The organism is Streptomyces tanashiensis, from assembly GCF_014648895.1.
Lineage (GTDB): Bacteria > Actinomycetota > Actinomycetes > Streptomycetales > Streptomycetaceae > Streptomyces > Streptomyces tanashiensis.
This window is the reverse complement of sequence record NZ_BMRZ01000014.1, coordinates 93,983-109,749: the sequence shown is the minus strand read 5'-3', so window position 1 is coordinate 109,749 and position 15,767 is coordinate 93,983. Positions and strand designations below refer to the sequence as shown.

Below are 15,767 nucleotides of genomic sequence, written 5' to 3'. Positions count from 1 at the left end.
CCGGGGGCCAGGCCGGTGGTTGGCGCGATTCCTCCGTAGCGGCCGGGCCTGCCCGGATACTCTGGGGCGACAGATGACAACCGGCTTGAGGGGGCGGGTTCTTGGATCCGGAGCTGGCCGTGCTCGCGGGCACGGCGGGGACGACGTTGGTCACCCTGCTGACGACCGAGGCGTGGCAGCGCGTCAGCGACGGGATCACCTCGCTGTGGCGTCGCGCCGAGCCGGCGCGGGCCGAGGCGATCTCCGCCGAGCTCGAAGTGACCCGGACGGACCTGCTGGCCGCGCGGGACGGCGGCGATCTCCAGGTCGGCAGCGAACTGGGGGCGGAGTGGCAGGGCCGCATCCGGCGGCTGCTCGTGACCCACCCCGAGGAGGCCGCGGCGCTCCGGAGGCTGATCGACGAACTGCAGCCGCTGACGCCCGACGCCCCGTCGGTGAACCAGCACGCCACCGCCTCCGGACACTCCCGGGTGTACCAGGCGGGCCGCGACCAGCACATCGACCAGCGATGAGCGGCGCCAACGACGCACGGGCCGACGGGTACGGACGGGTGTACCAGGCCTCGGGCGACCAGCACATCGTCGAGCACCATCACCACGCCCCCGAGTGGGCGGGTCCCGACTCCGTACGCCACCCGGCGGTCGGCCGCGCACCCGTCGTACTCCGCGACCGCGTCGGCGAGATGGACCGCCTGCGAGCCGCCGTCGAGCCCGGCGTCGGGAACCGCGCCTATGTCCTCCACGGCATGGGCGGCTGCGGCAAGACCGCCGTCGCGTACACCCTCTTCCGCCATGCCACCCAGCACGCCGAGCGCATCGGACTCTGGGTCAACGCCTCCGACCCGGCCTCCTTGCGGGCAGGCATGCTCGCCGTCGCGGCCGACCGGGGCGCCACCGACGCCGAACTCACCGGTGCGCGCAGCGGGCTTCGCCCCGCCGCCGATCTCGTCTGGCAGTATCTCGACGCCTCCGACCGGCCTTGGCTGCTCGTCCTGGACAACGCGGACACCCCTGCCGTCCTCCGCGACGGCGGGTGGCTGCGGACCAGTCCCACGGGCATCGTCATCGTCACCACCCGTCAGGCGGCGGCCCACTGGTGGCCGGGTGCCGAGCTCCTCCAGTTCGGTGTCCTTCCACGCGAGGACGCCGCTCTCGTGCTCCAGGATCTCGCCCCCCACGCGGGAAGCATGGAGGAGGCGGCAGAGGTCGCCGACCGTCTCGGACGCCTCCCCCTGGCGCTCACCCTCGCCGGCGGCTTCCTCGCCCACCAGGTCATCGACCCGTGGAACCTCGCCGACTACCGGCACGGGCTCGACGGCGGCACCGGCTTCCACCCCATCGAACTCCTGGACCGGGGCGCCGATGCGGGCACGGACTCCCGGCAGCTGCTCAGCCGCACCTGGCAGCTCTCGCTCGACGCCCTCACCGCGCAGGGCCTCCCCGAATCGACCGTCCTGCTGCGCCTGCTCGCCTGCCTGGCGGGGGACCCCCTTCCGCTCACCCTCCTCGCCGGCGCCGAACTCGGCACGGAGCTCCACCCCTCGCGCGTCGAATCCGCCCTGCGCGGCCTCCTCGACCACTCGCTCACCGAGCTCGTACCGGGAACGGTGCGCTGCCTGCGCGTCCACGGGATCCTCCTCGACAGTGTCGCCCGGGCGACTCCCGACGACCGGCGCGAGCGGCTGGCGACGGCGGTCGCCCGCCTCCTCAGAGCCGTCCTGCCGGAGGTTCCCGAGCGGGGCGAGCAGGATCCGGCGGTGATCCTGTTGGCTCCCCACGTCATCGCGTTCCTGCGGCGCGTGACCGACTGGGGCGCCGCCCCGGCCGTCGTGGAGGACGCGGCCGACTGTGCCCTCCGGCTCGTCATCGCGGTGCACAGGTCGGGGGACTACGCCTCCGCGCTCACGCTGGCGAGGGAAGCCCTCGAACTCGCCGTCCGCGGCCTGCCCGACAACAGTGTGTTCGTTCTGAGGCTTCGCATGCGGGCGGGGCGCGCGCTCTTCAGGCTCGGGCGGTTCGAGGAGTCCGAGACCGTTTACGAAGAGGTGCTCGATGACTGCGAGCGGCTCCTCGGACCTGAGGACCCGGACACGCTGGAGGCGTGTCTGCGGCTGGCACTCGTGATGCCCAACCGTGGTCGGCTCCAGGAATCGATGGTCCTGAAGAGGCGGGCGGCCCGCGGTCGGGAGGAGACCCTCGGGAGGTCCCACCCGCTCACGCTCATCGCCCGGAAGTACATCCTCGAGACAGCCGGGCGCCCGGAAGCGGACGCGCTGCCGGACCGGGACGAGATCCTCGCCACGGGCCCTGCCGTCATCGCGGACTGCATCCGTGCCACCGGGGAGGATCACCCCATGACACTCGGAGCCGAGCTGAACTACGCGTTCGCGCTCTCCGCCATGGGAAGGCCGGCCGAGGCACTGCCCCACGCAAGGAGGGCGCTTACCGGATACGAGCGCCTCTTCACCCCTGATTACCCCCTGCTGCTCAACGCGCGACAGAACCTCAGCGTGGCGCTCCACGCCCTGGGACGGCACGCCGAAGCAATCGAGCAGGGAGAGATCCTGGTCGATGGCAGGATCCGGGTGCTGGGCCCGGCGCACCCGTGGACGGTCCACGCCGAGGAACTCCTCCACGAGTACCGGAACGCCGCCGGCTCCTCCTGAGAGCGCCTCACCCCAGCCGCCGGTACCGCCGCTCCGGCCGGCCCGTGCCGCCGTAGCGGAGGGTGACCTCCGCGCGGCCCGTCTCCGCGAAGTACTCCAGGTAGCGGCGGGCGCTCACGCGGGACAGGGAGCCCGCTTCCGCGCACTCCGTCGCCGACAGGCCCTCCGGGTGCGCCCGGAGGACGGAGTCGACCAGGTCGGCCGTGGGGGCGGCGAGACCCTTCGGGAGCTCGCGGGAGCCGCGGGGGCGGGTGCCGAAGATCTGGTCGACGTCCTCCTGGCGGGCCTCGTCGAGCTCGTCGAGGCGGCTGCGGAGGGAGGCGACGTGCCGCAGCTGCTCGTGCAGGGCGGCCTGGGTGAACGGCTTGATCAGATAGTGCAGGGCCCCGGCGCGCAGCGCCGAGCGGATCGTGCCCACGTCCCGCGCCGCCGTGATGAAGAGCGCGTCCATGCCCAGACCGGCGGCGCGCAGCTCGCGCAGCACCCGCACCCCGTCCATGTCCGGCAGGAAGACGTCGAGGAGCACCAGGTCGGGGCGGAGCCGGTCGGCCGCGCGGAGCGCCTCGGCCCCGCTGTGGGCGACCCCGGACACGGTGAAGCCCGGCACCGCCGACACGTAGCGGCAGTGCAGCTTGGCGACCATGAAGTCGTCGTCCACGACCAGCACCTTCGTCACGCCGACCCACGCTAGGTCCCGACCACAACGACCACAACGTCCGTTGATTGCGGAAGAGAGACAGCTTCTTAACGCGAGGGCAACATGTGGGCCACCTCACACCCCCTTTTCCCTCCTATCTGAGAGGCGGCACACGTGCGGTTGCGCACCCCCTTCGCCCTCGTCGGGGCGGCTCTCCTGGTGCTCGTGGGTCCGCCGCTGCTCAGCCCGGGCACCGGCTCCGACACGGGCACCGCGATACCCGGCCTGCGCTTCATGGTCCCCAACACCCCCGGCGGCGGATACGACATCACCGCCCGCACCGCGGCGAAGAACGCCGAGGAAGCCGGCCTCACCGGCGACGTCGAGGTCTTCAACCTGCCCGGCGCGGGCGGCACCGTCGGCCTCACCCGGCTCGTCGGCGAACGCGGCAACGGCCGCCTCGCCATGTCCATGGGCCTCGGTGTCGTCGGCGCCGTGCACACCAACAAGACGCCCAGGACCCTCGCCGACACCACCCCGATCGCCCGGCTCACCGAGGAGCAGGACATCGTCGTGGTCGGCAAGGACTCCCCGTACAAGACGATCCAGGAGCTGCTCGCGGCCTGGAAGAAGGACCCCGGCAAGCTGCCCGTCGGCGGTGGCTCCTCGCCCGGCGGCCCCGACCACCTCGCCCCGATGCTGATGGCGCAGGCCGCCGGGATCGCGCCGAAGGACGTCAACTACGTGCCCTTCGACGGCGGCGGCGAACTCCTCGCCTCCATCCTCGGCAACAAGGTCGGCTTCGGCGTCTCCGGCGTCGGCGAGTACCTCGACCAGATCAAGGCGGGGGAGCTGCGCCTCCTCGCCGTCACCGGCCCCGAGCGCGTCCCCGGCCTCGACGCCCCCACGCTCCGCGAGGCCGGCCTCGACACCGAGTTCACCAACTGGCGCGGCATCGTCGCCCCGCCCGGCCTCTCCGACGCCGAGCGCGAGAAGCTCGTCGCCCTCGTGACCGAGCTGCACGACTCCCCGCAGTGGCGCGAGTCGCTGAAGACACACGGCTGGAACGACGCCTTCCTGCCCGGCGCGGAGTTCGGCACCTTCCTCACCGAGCAGGACCGGCGGGTCGGCTCCGTCCTCAAGGAGCTCGGACTGTGACCACCACCGCCAAGACCCGGCCGACGACCGGATCCACCGTGAAGACCTGGCTGCGGGGGCGATCCGAACTCGGCGTCGGCGCCCTGCTGTTCCTGCTGGGCGTCCTCGTCCTCACCGACGCCCTCACCCTCGACGCCGATGTCGCGGGACGCGGCCCGGTCGGCCCCGCGACCGTGCCCGTCGTCGTCGGCTGCGGTCTCCTCGCCGTCGCCGTCCTCCTCACCGTCGACGTGCTGCGCGGCGGCCGGGGCGAGGCGGAGGGCGGCGAGGACGTCGACCTGACCGAACCCGCCGACTGGCGCACCGTCCTGCTCCTCGCAGGCGTGTTCCTCGCCTTCGCCGTCCTCATCGGCCCCCTCGGCTTCCCCCTCGCCGGCGCCCTCCTCTTCTGGGGCGCGGCCTACGCCCTCGGCAGCCGGCACCTCCACCGGGACCCGCTGATCGCGGCCGTCCTCTCGCTCCTCACCTACGCCGTCTTCGACCAGCTGCTCGGCGTCCCGCTGCCCGGCGGCCCGCTGATGGGAGTGATCTGACATGGATTCCCTGAACTCCCTCATCGACGGCTTCGGGACGGCCCTCACCCCGATGAACCTGCTGTGGGCCGCCATCGGCGTGCTCCTCGGCACGGCCATCGGCGTCCTGCCCGGCATCGGCCCCGCCATGGCCGTCGCCCTGCTGCTCCCCGTCACCTACGGGCTCGAACCGACCGGCGCGTTCATCATGTTCGCCGGCATCTACTACGGCGCCATGTTCGGCGGCTCCACCACCTCGATCCTCCTCAACACCCCCGGCGAGAGCGCGGCCGTCGTCGCCGCCATCGAGGGCAACCCGATGGCCAAGGCCGGCCGCGGCGCACAGGCCCTCGCGGCCGCCGCCATCGGCCACTTCGCCGGCGGCATGATCGGCACGATCCTGCTCGTCGTCCTCGCCCCGACCGTCGCCGCGCTCGCCGTCGACATCGGCGCCCCCGACTACCTCGCCCTCATGGTCCTCGCCTTCATCGCGGTGACCTCCGTCCTCGGCTCCTCCCGCATCCGCGGCCTCGCCTCACTGCTCATCGGCCTCACGATCGGTCTGGTCGGCCTCGACCAGATGACCGGGCAGCAGCGCCTCACCTTCGGCTCCCTCCAGCTCGCCGACGGCGTCGACGTCGTCATCGTCGCGGTCGGACTCTTCGCGATCGGCGAGGCCCTCTGGGTCGCCGCGCACCTGCGCCGCACGGCGGGGGAGGCCATCCCGGTCGGCCGCCCCTGGCTCGGCGGCGACGACGTGCGGCGCACCTGGAAGTCCTGGCTGCGCGGTCCCCTCATCGGCTTCCCGTTCGGCGCGATCCCGGCCGGCGGCGCGGAGATCCCGACCTTCCTCTCGTACGTCACGGAGAAGCGGCTCTCGAAGCACAAGGACCAGTTCGGCAAGGGCGCCATCGAGGGCGTGGCCGGACCCGAGTCCGCCGCCTCGGCCTCCGCCGCCGGCACGCTCGTCTCCATGCTGACCCTCGGCCTGCCCACGACCGCCGTCGCCGCCGTGATGCTGGCCGCGTTCCAGCAGTACGGCATCCAGCCCGGCCCGCTGCTCTTCGAGCGGGAGCCCGAGCTCGTGTGGGGCCTCATCGCCTCGCTGTTCGTCGGCATGGTGCTGCTGCTCGCGCTCAACCTGCCGCTGGCGCCGGTCTGGGCCAAGCTGCTGCGCATCCCGCGCCCGTACCTCTACGCCGGCATCCTCTTCTTCGCCGCCGTCGGCGCGTACGCGGTGGGCGGCGAGGCGCTCGACCTGGTCGTGCTGCTCGTCATCGGCCTGATCGGCCTCGGGATGCGGCGCTACGGCCTTCCGGTCCTGCCGGCGGTCATCGGTGTCATCCTCGGCCCGGCCGCCGAACAGCAGCTGCGCCGCGCGCTCCAGATCAGCGACGGCTCGCTCACGGGCCTGGTGAACACCCCGTTCTCGGTCACCGTCTACACGGTCGTCCTCGTGCTGCTCGCCTGGCCGCTGGTGAGGAGGGCGACCGCCCGGCGCACTCCGCACTGACCGTACGACGGTATGCGCGGCCGTCTCCAACTCGCCCCCGATGGGGTGAGTCTCGGACAGTCGGAGGCCGGATCCGGTATCCCTGGCGGGCAGCACCTTCCCCCCCCACCCCCGAAGGGACCCCCACCCATGCGCGTCCGACTCGTCCTCGCCGCAGCAGCCCTGCTCACCGCTGTCGTCGCCCCTCTCGCCCACGCGCGAGGGGCCGACGGCCTCACCGTCGACGAGTACGGCACCGTCGCCGACGCGACGGTCACCGTCTCCGGCACGTACCGCTGCCTCGACGACAGCGAGGGCCCGGTCTTCGTCAGCTCCACCCTCAAGCAGGGGAGCCGTTCCACCGGCATCGGCGGCACCCGCGCCGTCTGCGACGGGCACCTCCACACCTGGACCAACAGCGCCGTCGTGAAGGAGCCCGCCTACCGTCCGGGAGCCGCCCGGGTCGAGGCCACCCTCCTGCAGCTCACGGCCGGCGAGTCGGGCCTGCCGCTGCCCGGCTTCCGCGCCGCCGAGCAGGCGGACGTCGAACTGCGCTAACCCAGCAGGTCGATCAGGCCCTTCCGGCCGAGCACCTCCAGCTCGTCGAGGGCCACCACGGCACGGGCCGCCGCCTCCGGGTCGGAGGCGGCGAGACCGCTCGCCGCGAACTCGTCCTCGTCGAGCCGCAGCACCTCGCTGCCGTCCGCCGACACCCACAGGTCCAGGTCCAGGTCCTCGACCGCCACCCCCGAACCGTCGATCACGGCCGGCCGGGTGATGTCGCAGTACCAGCCCTTCAGGGAGCCGTCGGCCGACCACACCTCCTTGACCGTGAACCAGCGGTCGCGCCAGTAGTGCTCCACGAACACGTCACCCGGCTCGAAGCGCACGAAGCCGAAGTCCCGCACCCCCTCGGCCGCCCACGGGGCGCGCACCGAGAGCCGGGGACCCTCCTCCGACAGCACCTCGGCCGGGTAACGGATCTTCGTCCGGCCCGCCTTCGTCAGGGTGATCTCAATCGATCGTCCGGACATGCCGCACCTCCGTCGCGCCGATCTCGTATCCGAACCATTCGTTGATCGCCAGCATCGGCCCGTTGTCCGCGTCGTTGCTCGTGAACGCCTCCACGCAGCCCGCGGCCCTCGCCCGGTGCAGCGAGGCGTTCTTGGCGAGCTTCGCGAGCCCGCGCCCCCGGAACGCGGGCGCGGTACCGGTCATCCCCGAGGAGTACCGGCCCAGACCGTCCGTCTGCGCCGCGGTGAAGGCCGCCGGCACCCCGTCCACCACGGCGACCGTCGTCAGCGCCCGGTCCAGCAGCGGATGGCCCCAGGTGGCCTCCAGCCAGTGCGCGTAGTCGTCCAGCTCCGCGCCGACATCGCCCGGCTCGTCCGCCGTCGTCACCGAGTCCAGCTCGAACAGCGGCCGGGGATCGGCCGCGAAGTCCTCGGCCGTACGCAGCTCGACACCGGCCGGCAGGTCCTCCAGCGGCGGCAGCTCGGCCGTCGTCAGGTCGAGCCGCAGGAAGTGCGCGGAACGGCTGGGCGCGTAGCCGCGCCGCTCGGCCCACGCGCGGCTCGCCGGCTCGTCCACGACCCAGCTGTACAGCGTGTGCGCTCCCCGCTCGGCGAGGTGCTCCTCGGCGGCCCGCAGCAGCAGCGTCCCCGCCCCGAGGCCCAGGCGCCGGGGGTCCACGTACACGTTGACGGAGCCGATCCCGGGCTCCGGGGCGTCGTGGGCGATTCTCAGCTGCACGGTCCCGATGACCTCATCGTCCTCGGTCACGGCGACGAGGGGGCGTGCGTGGCTGTCGGGGTGGGCGTGCGCCCAGTCGAAGGCGCACTGCTCGGCGGTCGCGAGCATGTGGGGCACCGCGGCGCGGCGGACCCGGGCGAAGCCCTCGGCGTCAGAGGGCCGTACATCACGGACGATCACAGTCATGGGGTGGCACGCTACGGGCGCGGGACGCACCGCCGCCTCCCATTTTCCGGTGGGGTGGGGGCAGAATCGGCGGGGTGACACTCACCATCGCCGTGGACCACGGATCCACCACCGCTCCCTACGAACAACTGCGAGCCCAGATCTCGGAGCGGGCCCGGTCGGGCAGACTGCCGGTCGGATACAAGCTGCCGACGGTACGGGGGCTCGCGGAGCAGCTGGGCCTCGCCGCGAACACGGTCGCCAAGGCGTACAAGGCCCTGGAGGCCGACGGAGTCATCGAGACGCGCGGGCGCCACGGCACCTTCGTCGCCGCCGCCGGTGACGCGGCGACCCGCCGCGCCGCCACCGCCGCCGCGCAGTACGTCGAGGAGGCCCGCCGTCTGGGCCTCAGCCGCGAGGCCGCGGAGGCGGCCCTGAGCGAGGCCCTGCGGGCGGCGTACGACGACTGACGGGACCGTCCGGTACGGGGCAGGGGACGGGCGTTCCGGACCGGCGGCTCCTTCTCCGGGCGTTACAGGTAGAGACCCGCCCCCGCCGTGCGGGGCTCCGGGAGGTCCGCCGAGGGCGTGCCGCGGCGCAGCGCGAACAGCTCCGCCAGCGTCGCGCCCTCGCGCGGCACGTCCTCCTCGCGGCCGAGCCACTCCACCGACTCGGCCCGGCTCAGCGGCCCGACCTCGATCCGGGCCAGGCAGCGGCCCGGTCGGACGACCGCCGGATGCAGCCGCTCCAGGTCCTCGTTGGTGGTGACGCCGACCAGGACGTTGCGCCCCTGGCCGAGCAGCCCGTCCGTCAGGTTGAGCAGCCGCGACAGGGCCTGCCCCGCCGTGTGCTTCGCCCCGCCCCGGATCAGCTCGTCGCAGTCCTCCAGGAGCAGCAGCCGCCAGCGCTCCTTCGACGTGCCGTCGTCCTCGCCGATGGCGATGTCCATCAGATAGCCGATGTCGTTGAACAGCCGCTCCGGGTCGAGCACGCAGTCCACCTGGCACCAGTCCTGCCACGCGCGGGCCAGCGTCCGCAGCGCCGAGGTCTTGCCCGTGCCCGGCGGACCGTGGAGCAGCAGGAGCCGGCCGGTGATGTCCTCGGGGGTCACCTTCATCAGCCGGTCCATCGCGTCGGCCACCGGCGCCGCGTAGTTGGGCCTGACCTCCTCCCAGGTCCCGGCGCTGATGCTGCGGGTCATGCGGCGCGGGCCGCGCTGCGGAGCCACGTACCAGAAGCCCATCGTCACGTCGTCGGGCTCCGGCTCCGGCTCGTCCTTCGCCCCGTCCGTGGCCTCGTCGAGGATCCGCTTCGCCAGCTCCGGGTCGGTCGCCGTGACGGTCACGTCCGCCCGCCGGTTCCAGCGGGAGGAGAGGATCGTCCAGCCCTCGCCCTCGGCGAGCACCGAGCTGCGGTCGTCGTCCTTGGCGGCCCGCAGCACCCGGGCCCCCTCGGGGAGCAGCGTCGCGTCGGGCTTCGCCCGGTCCAGGGTGGTGCTGTGCGCGTGGGGCTGCTCCCCGGTCGCGAAGCGGTCGAGGAACAGCGCGTCCAGGACGTCCCCCGGCGAGTCGCTGTCGTCGAGGTTGACGATGACGGGCAGCGACGTGGTCGGTGACTGCCGCGAGACGGACGGTACGGAGGGGGTGTCAGACATGGCGCCCATGATCCGGCAGGCGAGGGGACCGCGCACCGGGTTTTGCGGCCTCGGCCCGCAGCCCTGCGAGGTCTCATCAAATGGCTTGATCTCGACGGTCCCTGACGGAGGATCGGCTGACGTTCACTCCCAGTTTTGACATGAACACTTCCGGTCCGGCGGATCCGATGCTACTACCTGGTAACGCAGAGATCCTGCTACAGGGAGGTTCCATGAGACTGTCCCGTTTTGCCGCCCTTTCGTCCTCGCTCCTGCTCGGCGCCGTCCTCGCCCTCACCGGGGCGGGCGCCGCCCAGGCCGCCGAGACCGCCGCACTCGACTACGTGGCCCTGGGGGACTCGTACTCCTCCGGTGTCGGCTCAGGGAGTTACGACAGCGCCAGCGGCGACTGCAAGCGCTCCACGAAGGCGTATCCGGTCCTCTGGAAGAACGCGAACGCCCCCTCCTCGTTCGCGTTCACCGCCTGCTCGGGCGCCCGAACGGGTGATGTGACCGCGAATCAGCTCGGACCCCTCTCGGCCGCCACCGACCTGGTGTCCCTCACGATCGGGGGAAATGACGCCGGTTTCGCCGACGTCATGACGACCTGTGTGCTGCAGTCCGAGGCCACCTGCATCAGCCGTGTGAATCAGGCCAAGGCCTACGTGGACTCCACGCTCCCCGGCAAGCTCGACTCCGTCTACAACGCCATCAGCGGCAAGGCCCCCGCCGCCCACGTCGTCGTCCTCGGCTACCCGCGCTTCTACCAGCTCGGCGGCGGCTGTGTCGCCGGCCTGAGCGAGAACGAGCGCAGTGCCATCAACGGCGCCTCCGACTACCTCAACGCGGCCGTCGCCAAGCGAGCCGCCGACCACGGCTTCACCTTCGCCAGTGTCGTCCCCGCCTTCACCGGGCACGAGATCTGCTCGGGCTCCGCCTGGCTGCACAGCGTCAACTGGCTCAACATCGGCGAGTCGTACCACCCGACCGCCGCCGGACAGTCCGGCGGCTACCTGCCCTCCTTCAGGGGCGCGGTGTAGCCGGTCCGTCGCCGGCGCCCGTGGCGCCGGGCCCCGCCGGAGCGGTGCTCGTGACACCGGCCGGCCCCGGCCCGGTGTCCGGTCCGTCGTCCCGAACCGCCTGATACACCAGCACGCCCACGATCAGCAGCGCCCCGACGATCCCGGCCACGAGGACGGGTCCCCGTCGGGGCGCCGCGCGTCGCGGCCCCGTCCGTCCGGCCGGCGCCGGCGAGGTCCCGGCCCGTGAAGGGGCGCCGTCGTCGTCGCCCCGGCCGGTCCGGGGCGGGGTGGACGCCGTCACCGGCTCCGCCTCCGTCCTCCGCGTGCCCGTCGCGGCCACCTGGCGCAGCTCGCCCTCGACCTGAGCGGCCGTCACGGTGAGCTCCTCGCCCGTCAGCTCGTCGACCACGGCACCCAGCGCCCCGGACCGGTCGTCCGCCGCCGCCTCCAGGAGCGCCCCGAGGGTGCGCAGATCCGTCTCCGGGCCGGTGTCGGCCGGCGCGCCGCCGAACCCGGTGACGACGACCCGCCCGTCGTTCGCGAGGAGCACCTGCCCCGGCCCCACGCCCCGGTGCGGTACGCCCGCCTCCCGGGCGGCCCGCAGGCCGGCCAGGACCTCGGCGCCGACCCGTGCGGCCTCCCGCTCGGGCAGCGGACCGCCCGCGTCCAGGGTCTCGGCGAGGCTGAGGCCGCGGACCAGCTCGGTCACGACCCAGGGCCGGCCGTCCTCGGTGGCCACGCCGAGGACCCGTACGACGGAGGGGTGGGAGATCCGGGCGGCGGCCCGGGCCTCGCGCTCCCGTCGCGCGTACAGCAGGGGCACCTCGTCGGCGGGCAGTCCGGCCGGGGCGCGGAACTCCTTGAGGGCCACCTCGCGGCGGTCCGTCTCGTCCAGGGCGCGCCAGACGGTGCCCGTGGTCCCCTCGGCGAGGACGTCGAGCAGCCGGTAACGACCCGCGATCACCGTCATGGATCCACGGTAGCCGAGGGGGGTTCCGCCGGCTCCGGTCCTGCGCCGGTCCGCGCCCCGAGGTGCTGCGGTGATCTTGGTGGTGGAGATCACACCGGTCCGCGTGTCCGTGGATGACGGTCCGGAGTGCAGGATGGTTCGTGATGGTTCGGCAGGTGTTCGAGTGCTGTCCAACTCGCCCTGGAATCAGATGTATTCGGACAGTGACCGTCAACCCCCGTACGAGTGCGGTGAATCCCGCCGCCGGGATACACGGGTGTCGCGATGGAGCGATAGGGTTAACCTGCCCGGGCCGGGTGCCCTTGTACGGGTGGGGAGTGACATGGAACAGATAGCAATGCGCAGCAGGCCGCGAGTGCCTGCCATCACCTGCGGGAGCAGCGCGACCAGTTCGCGGCTCGACCGCCATCTCGCGGTGCTCGGCGGCCCCGCCGTGCCCCAGCGCGAGGTGGCCGAGGCGACGCTGCTCATGCGGGAACTGACGGCGCGTTCGCACGAGGCGCCGGTGCACAGCCACCGCAGCCGCAGCGCGCGGGTCTCGCTCTTCGCCCCGCTCCGCCGACTGCGCCGCTCGCTCTTCGGCACGCGCCACTAGCGGGCCGTCGGCCGGGACGGAGCCTTCGGCCGCCCGTACGGCCCCGATCGCGACCCCGCCGGACGTGTCCCCGCCCGTCCGGCGTTCCGTCCTGCCCCGGGACGTCCCGCCCAGCCGTGCGGCGGCCCCGTGCCCCGCCCGTGCTCGCCCCGCTCCCCGTCAGGCGATCACGCCCGCGCCCCGCAGCTCCTTCACCTCCGCCTCCGGCACCCCGAGCTCGGCCAGCACCTCGTCCGTGTCCTGCCCGAGGGCCGGGATCCGGTCCATCCGGGGCTCCGGCGCGTCCGGGAACACGATCGGCGGCAGCAGCGAACGCAGCGGTCCCACCGGGGACTCCACCGCCCGCCAGCGGTCACGGGCCGTCAGCTGCGGATGATCCGCCAGCTCCGCGACCGAGTTGAGCCGCGCGCAGGCGATGCCCGCCGCGTCGAGCCGGGCCAGCGCCTCGGCCGCCGTCAGCGGGGCGAGCGCCGCCGCGACCACCGCGTCCGTCGCCGCGCGCCCCGCCACCCGCGCCGTGTTCGTCGCGAACTCCGGGTCCCCGGCCAGCTCGGGCCGGCCGAGGACCCGCTCGGCGAGCCGCCGCCACTCCCGGTCGTTCTGCACGGAGAGCAGCACCAGACCGCCGTCCGCCGTCGGATAGGCGTCGTACGGGGCGATCACCGCGTGCGCGAGCCCCGTGCGCGCCGGGGTCGTGCCCCCATGCATCCCGTGGTGCAGCGGATGCCCCATCCACTCGGCCAGCGAGTCGAGCAGGGAGACCTCCACCGGACCGCCCCTGCCGGTCGTGCCGCGCCGGACGAGGGCCGCGAGGACGCCGGAGAAGGCGTACATCCCGGCCGCGATGTCGGCGGCGGGGATCCCCGACTTGACCGGATGCTCGGGCGTGCCGGTCACCGACACCAGGCCCGCCTCGCACTGGACGAGCATGTCGTACGCCCGCTTGTGCGCGTACGGCCCCTCCGCCCCGTACCCCGAGACGTCCACCGCGATCAGCCGCGGGTGCGCCGCGCAGAGGGTGGCGGCGTCGAGGCCGAGGCGGGCCGCCGCGCCCTGCGCCAGGTTCTGCACGAAGACGTCGGCGCCGGCCACCATCCGCCGGACGAGCGCCAGGCCCCGGGGGTCCTTGAGGTCGACCGCCACCGACTCCTTGCCGCGGTTGCACCACACGAAGTGCGAGGCCAGGCCCCGGGCGGCCGTGTCGTACCCCCGGGCGAAGTCCCCGCCGTCGGGGCGCTCGATCTTGACGACGCGCGCGCCGAGGTCGGCGAGCTGGCGGGTGGCGAAGGGGGCGGCGACGGCCTGTTCGACGGCGACGACCGTGACCCCGGCGAGGGGGAGTGGCTGAGTGCTCATGACCGTCCTGCCTACCGTGCCCGTACGCCTCCTGTCATCAGGGGGTACGTCACGCGGGCCCGTCAGCCCCGGGCGTAGCGGCGCACCGCGAGCGGGGCGAAGACGGCGACGAGGCCGAGCGACCAGAGCAGCGCGCCCGCGACCGGGTGGGCCACCGGCCAGGCCGCGTCCGCCGGGACCTGCGCGTTGCCGAAGAGCTCCCGTACCGCCGTGGTGACCGCCGAGATCGGGTTCCACTCGGCGACCGTCCGCAGCCAGCCGGGCATGCCGTCGGTGGGGATGTACGCGTTCGAGAGCAGCGGCAGCATGAACGTGGCGCTGCCCAGCTGCCCGGCCGCCTCCTCGCTCTTCGACGCCAGGCCGAGCAGGATGCCGACCCACGTCGTCGCGAAGCGGAAGAGCAGCAGCAGGCCGAAGGCGCCCAGGGCCTCGGGGAGCGTGCCCTCGATCCGCCAGCCCATCGCGAGGCCGACGAGGATCAGCGGGATCGTGCCGGCGGCGCTCGCGAGGAGGTCGGCGAGCGCCTGCCCGAGGGGGACGGCGGCCCGGCTCACGGGCATGGTCCGGAAGCGGTCCATGACGCCCCGGTGGGAATCCTGCGCGGCCTGGAACATGCCCGTCATCAGGCCGCCCGCCGCTGTCGCGACGAGCATGCCGGGGACCAGGAAGGCCCGGTACTCGGCGCCGGGCGCGGCGAGCGCGCTGCCGAAGACGTACCCGAAGAAGAGCAGGAAGACGATCGGCATCGTCTGCGTCATGACGGTGATCGCGGGCGCGTGCCTGATCCGCTGGAGGTGGCGGCCGAGGACGGCGGTCCCGTCGTGCACGAGGGCGCTCACGCGACGAGCTCCTTCCGGTCGGTGAGGCGCAGGAACACCTCGTCGAGGGTGGGCGGACGCAGCGAGGCGTCGATGATGTGGACCCCGGCGGCGTCGATCTCCCGGACGATCCGGGGGAGGGTGAGCGTGGTGTCCGTGGTCACCGCGCCGACCGTGCGCCGCTCGGCGTCCAGGACCGGCACCGAACCGGTCAGCTGGTCGAGGACGGCCGCGGCCGCTTCGAGGGACGACGGGCCGGCGACGACGACCTCGGCGTAGCTGCCGACGAGCGCCTTCAGTTCGGCCGGGGTGCCGCGCTGCGCGGCCCGCCCCTCGTCGATCAGCACGATGTCGTCGGCGAGCTGGTCGGCCTCCTCCAGGTACTGCGTGGTGAGCAGCACGGTCGTGCCCTGGTCCGCCAGCTCCCGCACGGCGTCCCAGATCCCGTTGCGGCTGTGCGGGTCGAGTCCGGTCGTGGGCTCGTCGAGGAAGAGCACCCGCGGCGGCACGAGGAGGCTCGCCGCCAGGTCCAGGCGGCGCCGCATGCCGCCGGAGTAGGTGCGGGCGGGCCGTCCGGCCGCGGCGGTCAGGCCGAACCGCTCCAGGAGCTCGTCGGCGCGGGAGCGCGGGGCGCGCAGGAGCCGGGCGAAGAGCCGCAGGTTCTCGGCTCCGGTGAGGTCGCCGTCGACGGAGGCGTACTGCCCGGTGACCGCGATCCGCTTCCGTACCCCCGCCGGGTCGCGCACCACGTCGTGGCCCGCGACCAGCGCGCTGCCCGCGTCGGGCGTGACCAGCGTGGTGAGGACGCGGACGGCGGTGGTCTTGCCGGCGCCGTTGGGGCCGAGGACGCCGCAGACCGTGCCCTCGGGGACGGCGAGATCGAGGCCGCGGAGGGCGTGGACGTCGCCGTAACGCTTCCGCAGGCCTTCACTAAGTACAGCGTACGTAGTCGTCATGGCGTGACCATACCCCACTACGTACGGCGTACGTAA

General features: G+C 73.3%; 17 protein-coding genes. 9 read left to right on the top strand and 8 right to left on the bottom strand.

From position 1 onward, the window contains the following. The first annotated feature begins 101 nt into the window (after positions 1-101). Entirely contained in the window at positions 102-512 is a 411-nt protein-coding gene (locus IE237_RS30965) for a hypothetical protein (RefSeq protein WP_189805443.1), read from the top strand. Continuing rightward, positions 509-2,665 (top strand): tetratricopeptide repeat protein, encoded by a 2,157-nt coding sequence (locus IE237_RS30960; RefSeq protein WP_189805442.1) that lies wholly within the window; start codon positions 509-511, stop codon positions 2,663-2,665. The genes IE237_RS30965 and IE237_RS30960 overlap by 4 nt, the downstream gene beginning before the upstream one ends. A 7-nt stretch (positions 2,666-2,672) precedes the next feature. Here IE237_RS30960 and IE237_RS30955 read toward each other — a convergent pair whose 3' ends face one another. Then, the gene (locus IE237_RS30955) at positions 2,673-3,341 is read right to left on the bottom strand and encodes a response regulator (protein ID WP_189805441.1); all 669 of its coding nucleotides are present in this window, start codon (positions 3,339-3,341) and stop codon (positions 2,673-2,675) included. 135 nt (positions 3,342-3,476) lie between these two features. Between IE237_RS30955 and IE237_RS30950 the strand changes: the two genes are divergently transcribed. The 4 genes from IE237_RS30950 to IE237_RS30935 all read left to right on the top strand — a co-directional run bounded on the left by IE237_RS30950 (position 3,477) and on the right by IE237_RS30935 (position 7,022). Beyond that, positions 3,477-4,460, top strand: a complete 984-nt coding sequence (locus IE237_RS30950; RefSeq protein WP_189805440.1) for a Bug family tripartite tricarboxylate transporter substrate binding protein — start codon at positions 3,477-3,479, stop codon at positions 4,458-4,460. Then, on the top strand, positions 4,457-4,993 hold the full coding sequence (locus tag IE237_RS30945) for a tripartite tricarboxylate transporter TctB family protein (RefSeq protein WP_189805439.1): 537 nt from the start codon (positions 4,457-4,459) through the stop codon (positions 4,991-4,993). The genes IE237_RS30950 and IE237_RS30945 overlap by 4 nt, the downstream gene beginning before the upstream one ends. A gap of 1 nt (position 4,994) precedes the next feature. After that, positions 4,995-6,485, top strand: coding sequence for a tripartite tricarboxylate transporter permease (locus IE237_RS30940; protein ID WP_189805438.1), 1,491 nt, complete (start codon positions 4,995-4,997; stop codon positions 6,483-6,485). Positions 6,486-6,614: 129 nt separating this feature from the next. Next, entirely contained in the window at positions 6,615-7,022 is a 408-nt protein-coding gene (locus IE237_RS30935; RefSeq protein ID WP_189805437.1) for a DUF6299 family protein, read from the top strand. Here the strand turns inward: IE237_RS30935 and IE237_RS30930 are convergent. Both IE237_RS30930 and IE237_RS30925 read right to left on the bottom strand, forming a co-directional pair. Further along, positions 7,019-7,498: a ribonuclease FAU-1 family protein gene (locus tag IE237_RS30930; RefSeq protein ID WP_189805436.1), complete on the bottom strand. Its 480-nt coding sequence runs from the start codon at positions 7,496-7,498 to the stop codon at positions 7,019-7,021. The genes IE237_RS30935 and IE237_RS30930 overlap by 4 nt on opposite strands. Then, positions 7,479-8,402 (bottom strand): GNAT family N-acetyltransferase, encoded by a 924-nt coding sequence (locus tag IE237_RS30925; protein WP_189805435.1) that lies wholly within the window; start codon positions 8,400-8,402, stop codon positions 7,479-7,481. The genes IE237_RS30930 and IE237_RS30925 overlap by 20 nt, the downstream gene beginning before the upstream one ends. Positions 8,403-8,476: 74 nt before the next feature. On the opposite strand from IE237_RS30925, the gene IE237_RS30920 reads away from it, so the two are divergent. Continuing rightward, positions 8,477-8,851, top strand: a complete 375-nt coding sequence (locus IE237_RS30920; RefSeq protein WP_189805434.1) for a GntR family transcriptional regulator — start codon at positions 8,477-8,479, stop codon at positions 8,849-8,851. Between the two features lie 62 nt (positions 8,852-8,913). Here the strand turns inward: IE237_RS30920 and IE237_RS30915 are convergent, their stop codons facing one another. Next, positions 8,914-10,035, bottom strand: coding sequence for a DUF5925 domain-containing protein (locus tag IE237_RS30915; protein WP_370468318.1), 1,122 nt, complete (start codon positions 10,033-10,035; stop codon positions 8,914-8,916). Between the two features lie 212 nt (positions 10,036-10,247). On the opposite strand from IE237_RS30915, the gene IE237_RS30910 reads away from it, so the two are divergent. Continuing rightward, positions 10,248-11,054 (top strand): SGNH/GDSL hydrolase family protein, encoded by an 807-nt coding sequence (locus IE237_RS30910; RefSeq protein WP_189805432.1) that lies wholly within the window; start codon positions 10,248-10,250, stop codon positions 11,052-11,054. On the opposite strand, the gene IE237_RS30905 is transcribed toward IE237_RS30910, so the two are convergent. Next, entirely contained in the window at positions 11,038-12,006 is a 969-nt protein-coding gene (locus IE237_RS30905; protein ID WP_189805431.1) for a protein kinase domain-containing protein, read from the bottom strand. The genes IE237_RS30910 and IE237_RS30905 overlap by 17 nt on opposite strands. Positions 12,007-12,328: 322 nt before the next feature. Here IE237_RS30905 and IE237_RS30900 point away from each other — a divergent pair, with 322 nt between their 5' ends. Beyond that, positions 12,329-12,601: a hypothetical protein gene (locus IE237_RS30900; RefSeq protein WP_189805430.1), complete on the top strand. Its 273-nt coding sequence runs from the start codon at positions 12,329-12,331 to the stop codon at positions 12,599-12,601. A 159-nt stretch (positions 12,602-12,760) separates the two neighbouring features. On the opposite strand, the gene IE237_RS30895 is transcribed toward IE237_RS30900, so the two are convergent. The 3 genes from IE237_RS30895 to IE237_RS30885 all read right to left on the bottom strand — a co-directional run bounded on the left by IE237_RS30895 (position 12,761) and on the right by IE237_RS30885 (position 15,731). Continuing rightward, complete coding sequence (locus tag IE237_RS30895) at positions 12,761-13,957, bottom strand: CaiB/BaiF CoA transferase family protein (protein ID WP_189805429.1); 1,197 nt, start codon at positions 13,955-13,957, stop codon at positions 12,761-12,763. 62 nt (positions 13,958-14,019) lie between these two features. Beyond that, on the bottom strand, positions 14,020-14,796 hold the full coding sequence (locus tag IE237_RS30890; protein ID WP_189805428.1) for an ABC transporter permease: 777 nt from the start codon (positions 14,794-14,796) through the stop codon (positions 14,020-14,022). Beyond that, on the bottom strand, positions 14,793-15,731 hold the full coding sequence (locus IE237_RS30885; RefSeq protein ID WP_189805427.1) for an ATP-binding cassette domain-containing protein: 939 nt from the start codon (positions 15,729-15,731) through the stop codon (positions 14,793-14,795). The genes IE237_RS30890 and IE237_RS30885 overlap by 4 nt, the downstream gene beginning before the upstream one ends. Positions 15,732-15,767 lie beyond the last annotated feature (36 nt).

Coding starts and splice junctions, on each gene's coding strand:
- IE237_RS30910 (WP_189805432.1), top strand. CDS start 10,248: ATGAGACTGTCCCGTTTTGCCGCCCTTTCGTCCTCGCTCCTGCTCGGC.
- IE237_RS30940 (WP_189805438.1), top strand. CDS start 4,995: ATGGATTCCCTGAACTCCCTCATCGACGGCTTCGGGACGGCCCTCACC.
- IE237_RS30935 (WP_189805437.1), top strand. CDS start 6,615: ATGCGCGTCCGACTCGTCCTCGCCGCAGCAGCCCTGCTCACCGCTGTC.
- IE237_RS30905 (WP_189805431.1), bottom strand. CDS start 12,006: ATGACGGTGATCGCGGGTCGTTACCGGCTGCTCGACGTCCTCGCCGAG.
- IE237_RS30960 (WP_189805442.1), top strand. CDS start 509: ATGAGCGGCGCCAACGACGCACGGGCCGACGGGTACGGACGGGTGTAC.
- IE237_RS30930 (WP_189805436.1), bottom strand. CDS start 7,498: ATGTCCGGACGATCGATTGAGATCACCCTGACGAAGGCGGGCCGGACG.
- IE237_RS30915 (WP_370468318.1), bottom strand. CDS start 10,035: ATGTCTGACACCCCCTCCGTACCGTCCGTCTCGCGGCAGTCACCGACC.
- IE237_RS30925 (WP_189805435.1), bottom strand. CDS start 8,402: ATGACTGTGATCGTCCGTGATGTACGGCCCTCTGACGCCGAGGGCTTC.
- IE237_RS30895 (WP_189805429.1), bottom strand. CDS start 13,957: ATGAGCACTCAGCCACTCCCCCTCGCCGGGGTCACGGTCGTCGCCGTC.
- IE237_RS30885 (WP_189805427.1), bottom strand. CDS start 15,731: ATGACGACTACGTACGCTGTACTTAGTGAAGGCCTGCGGAAGCGTTAC.
- IE237_RS30900 (WP_189805430.1), top strand. CDS start 12,329: ATGGAACAGATAGCAATGCGCAGCAGGCCGCGAGTGCCTGCCATCACC.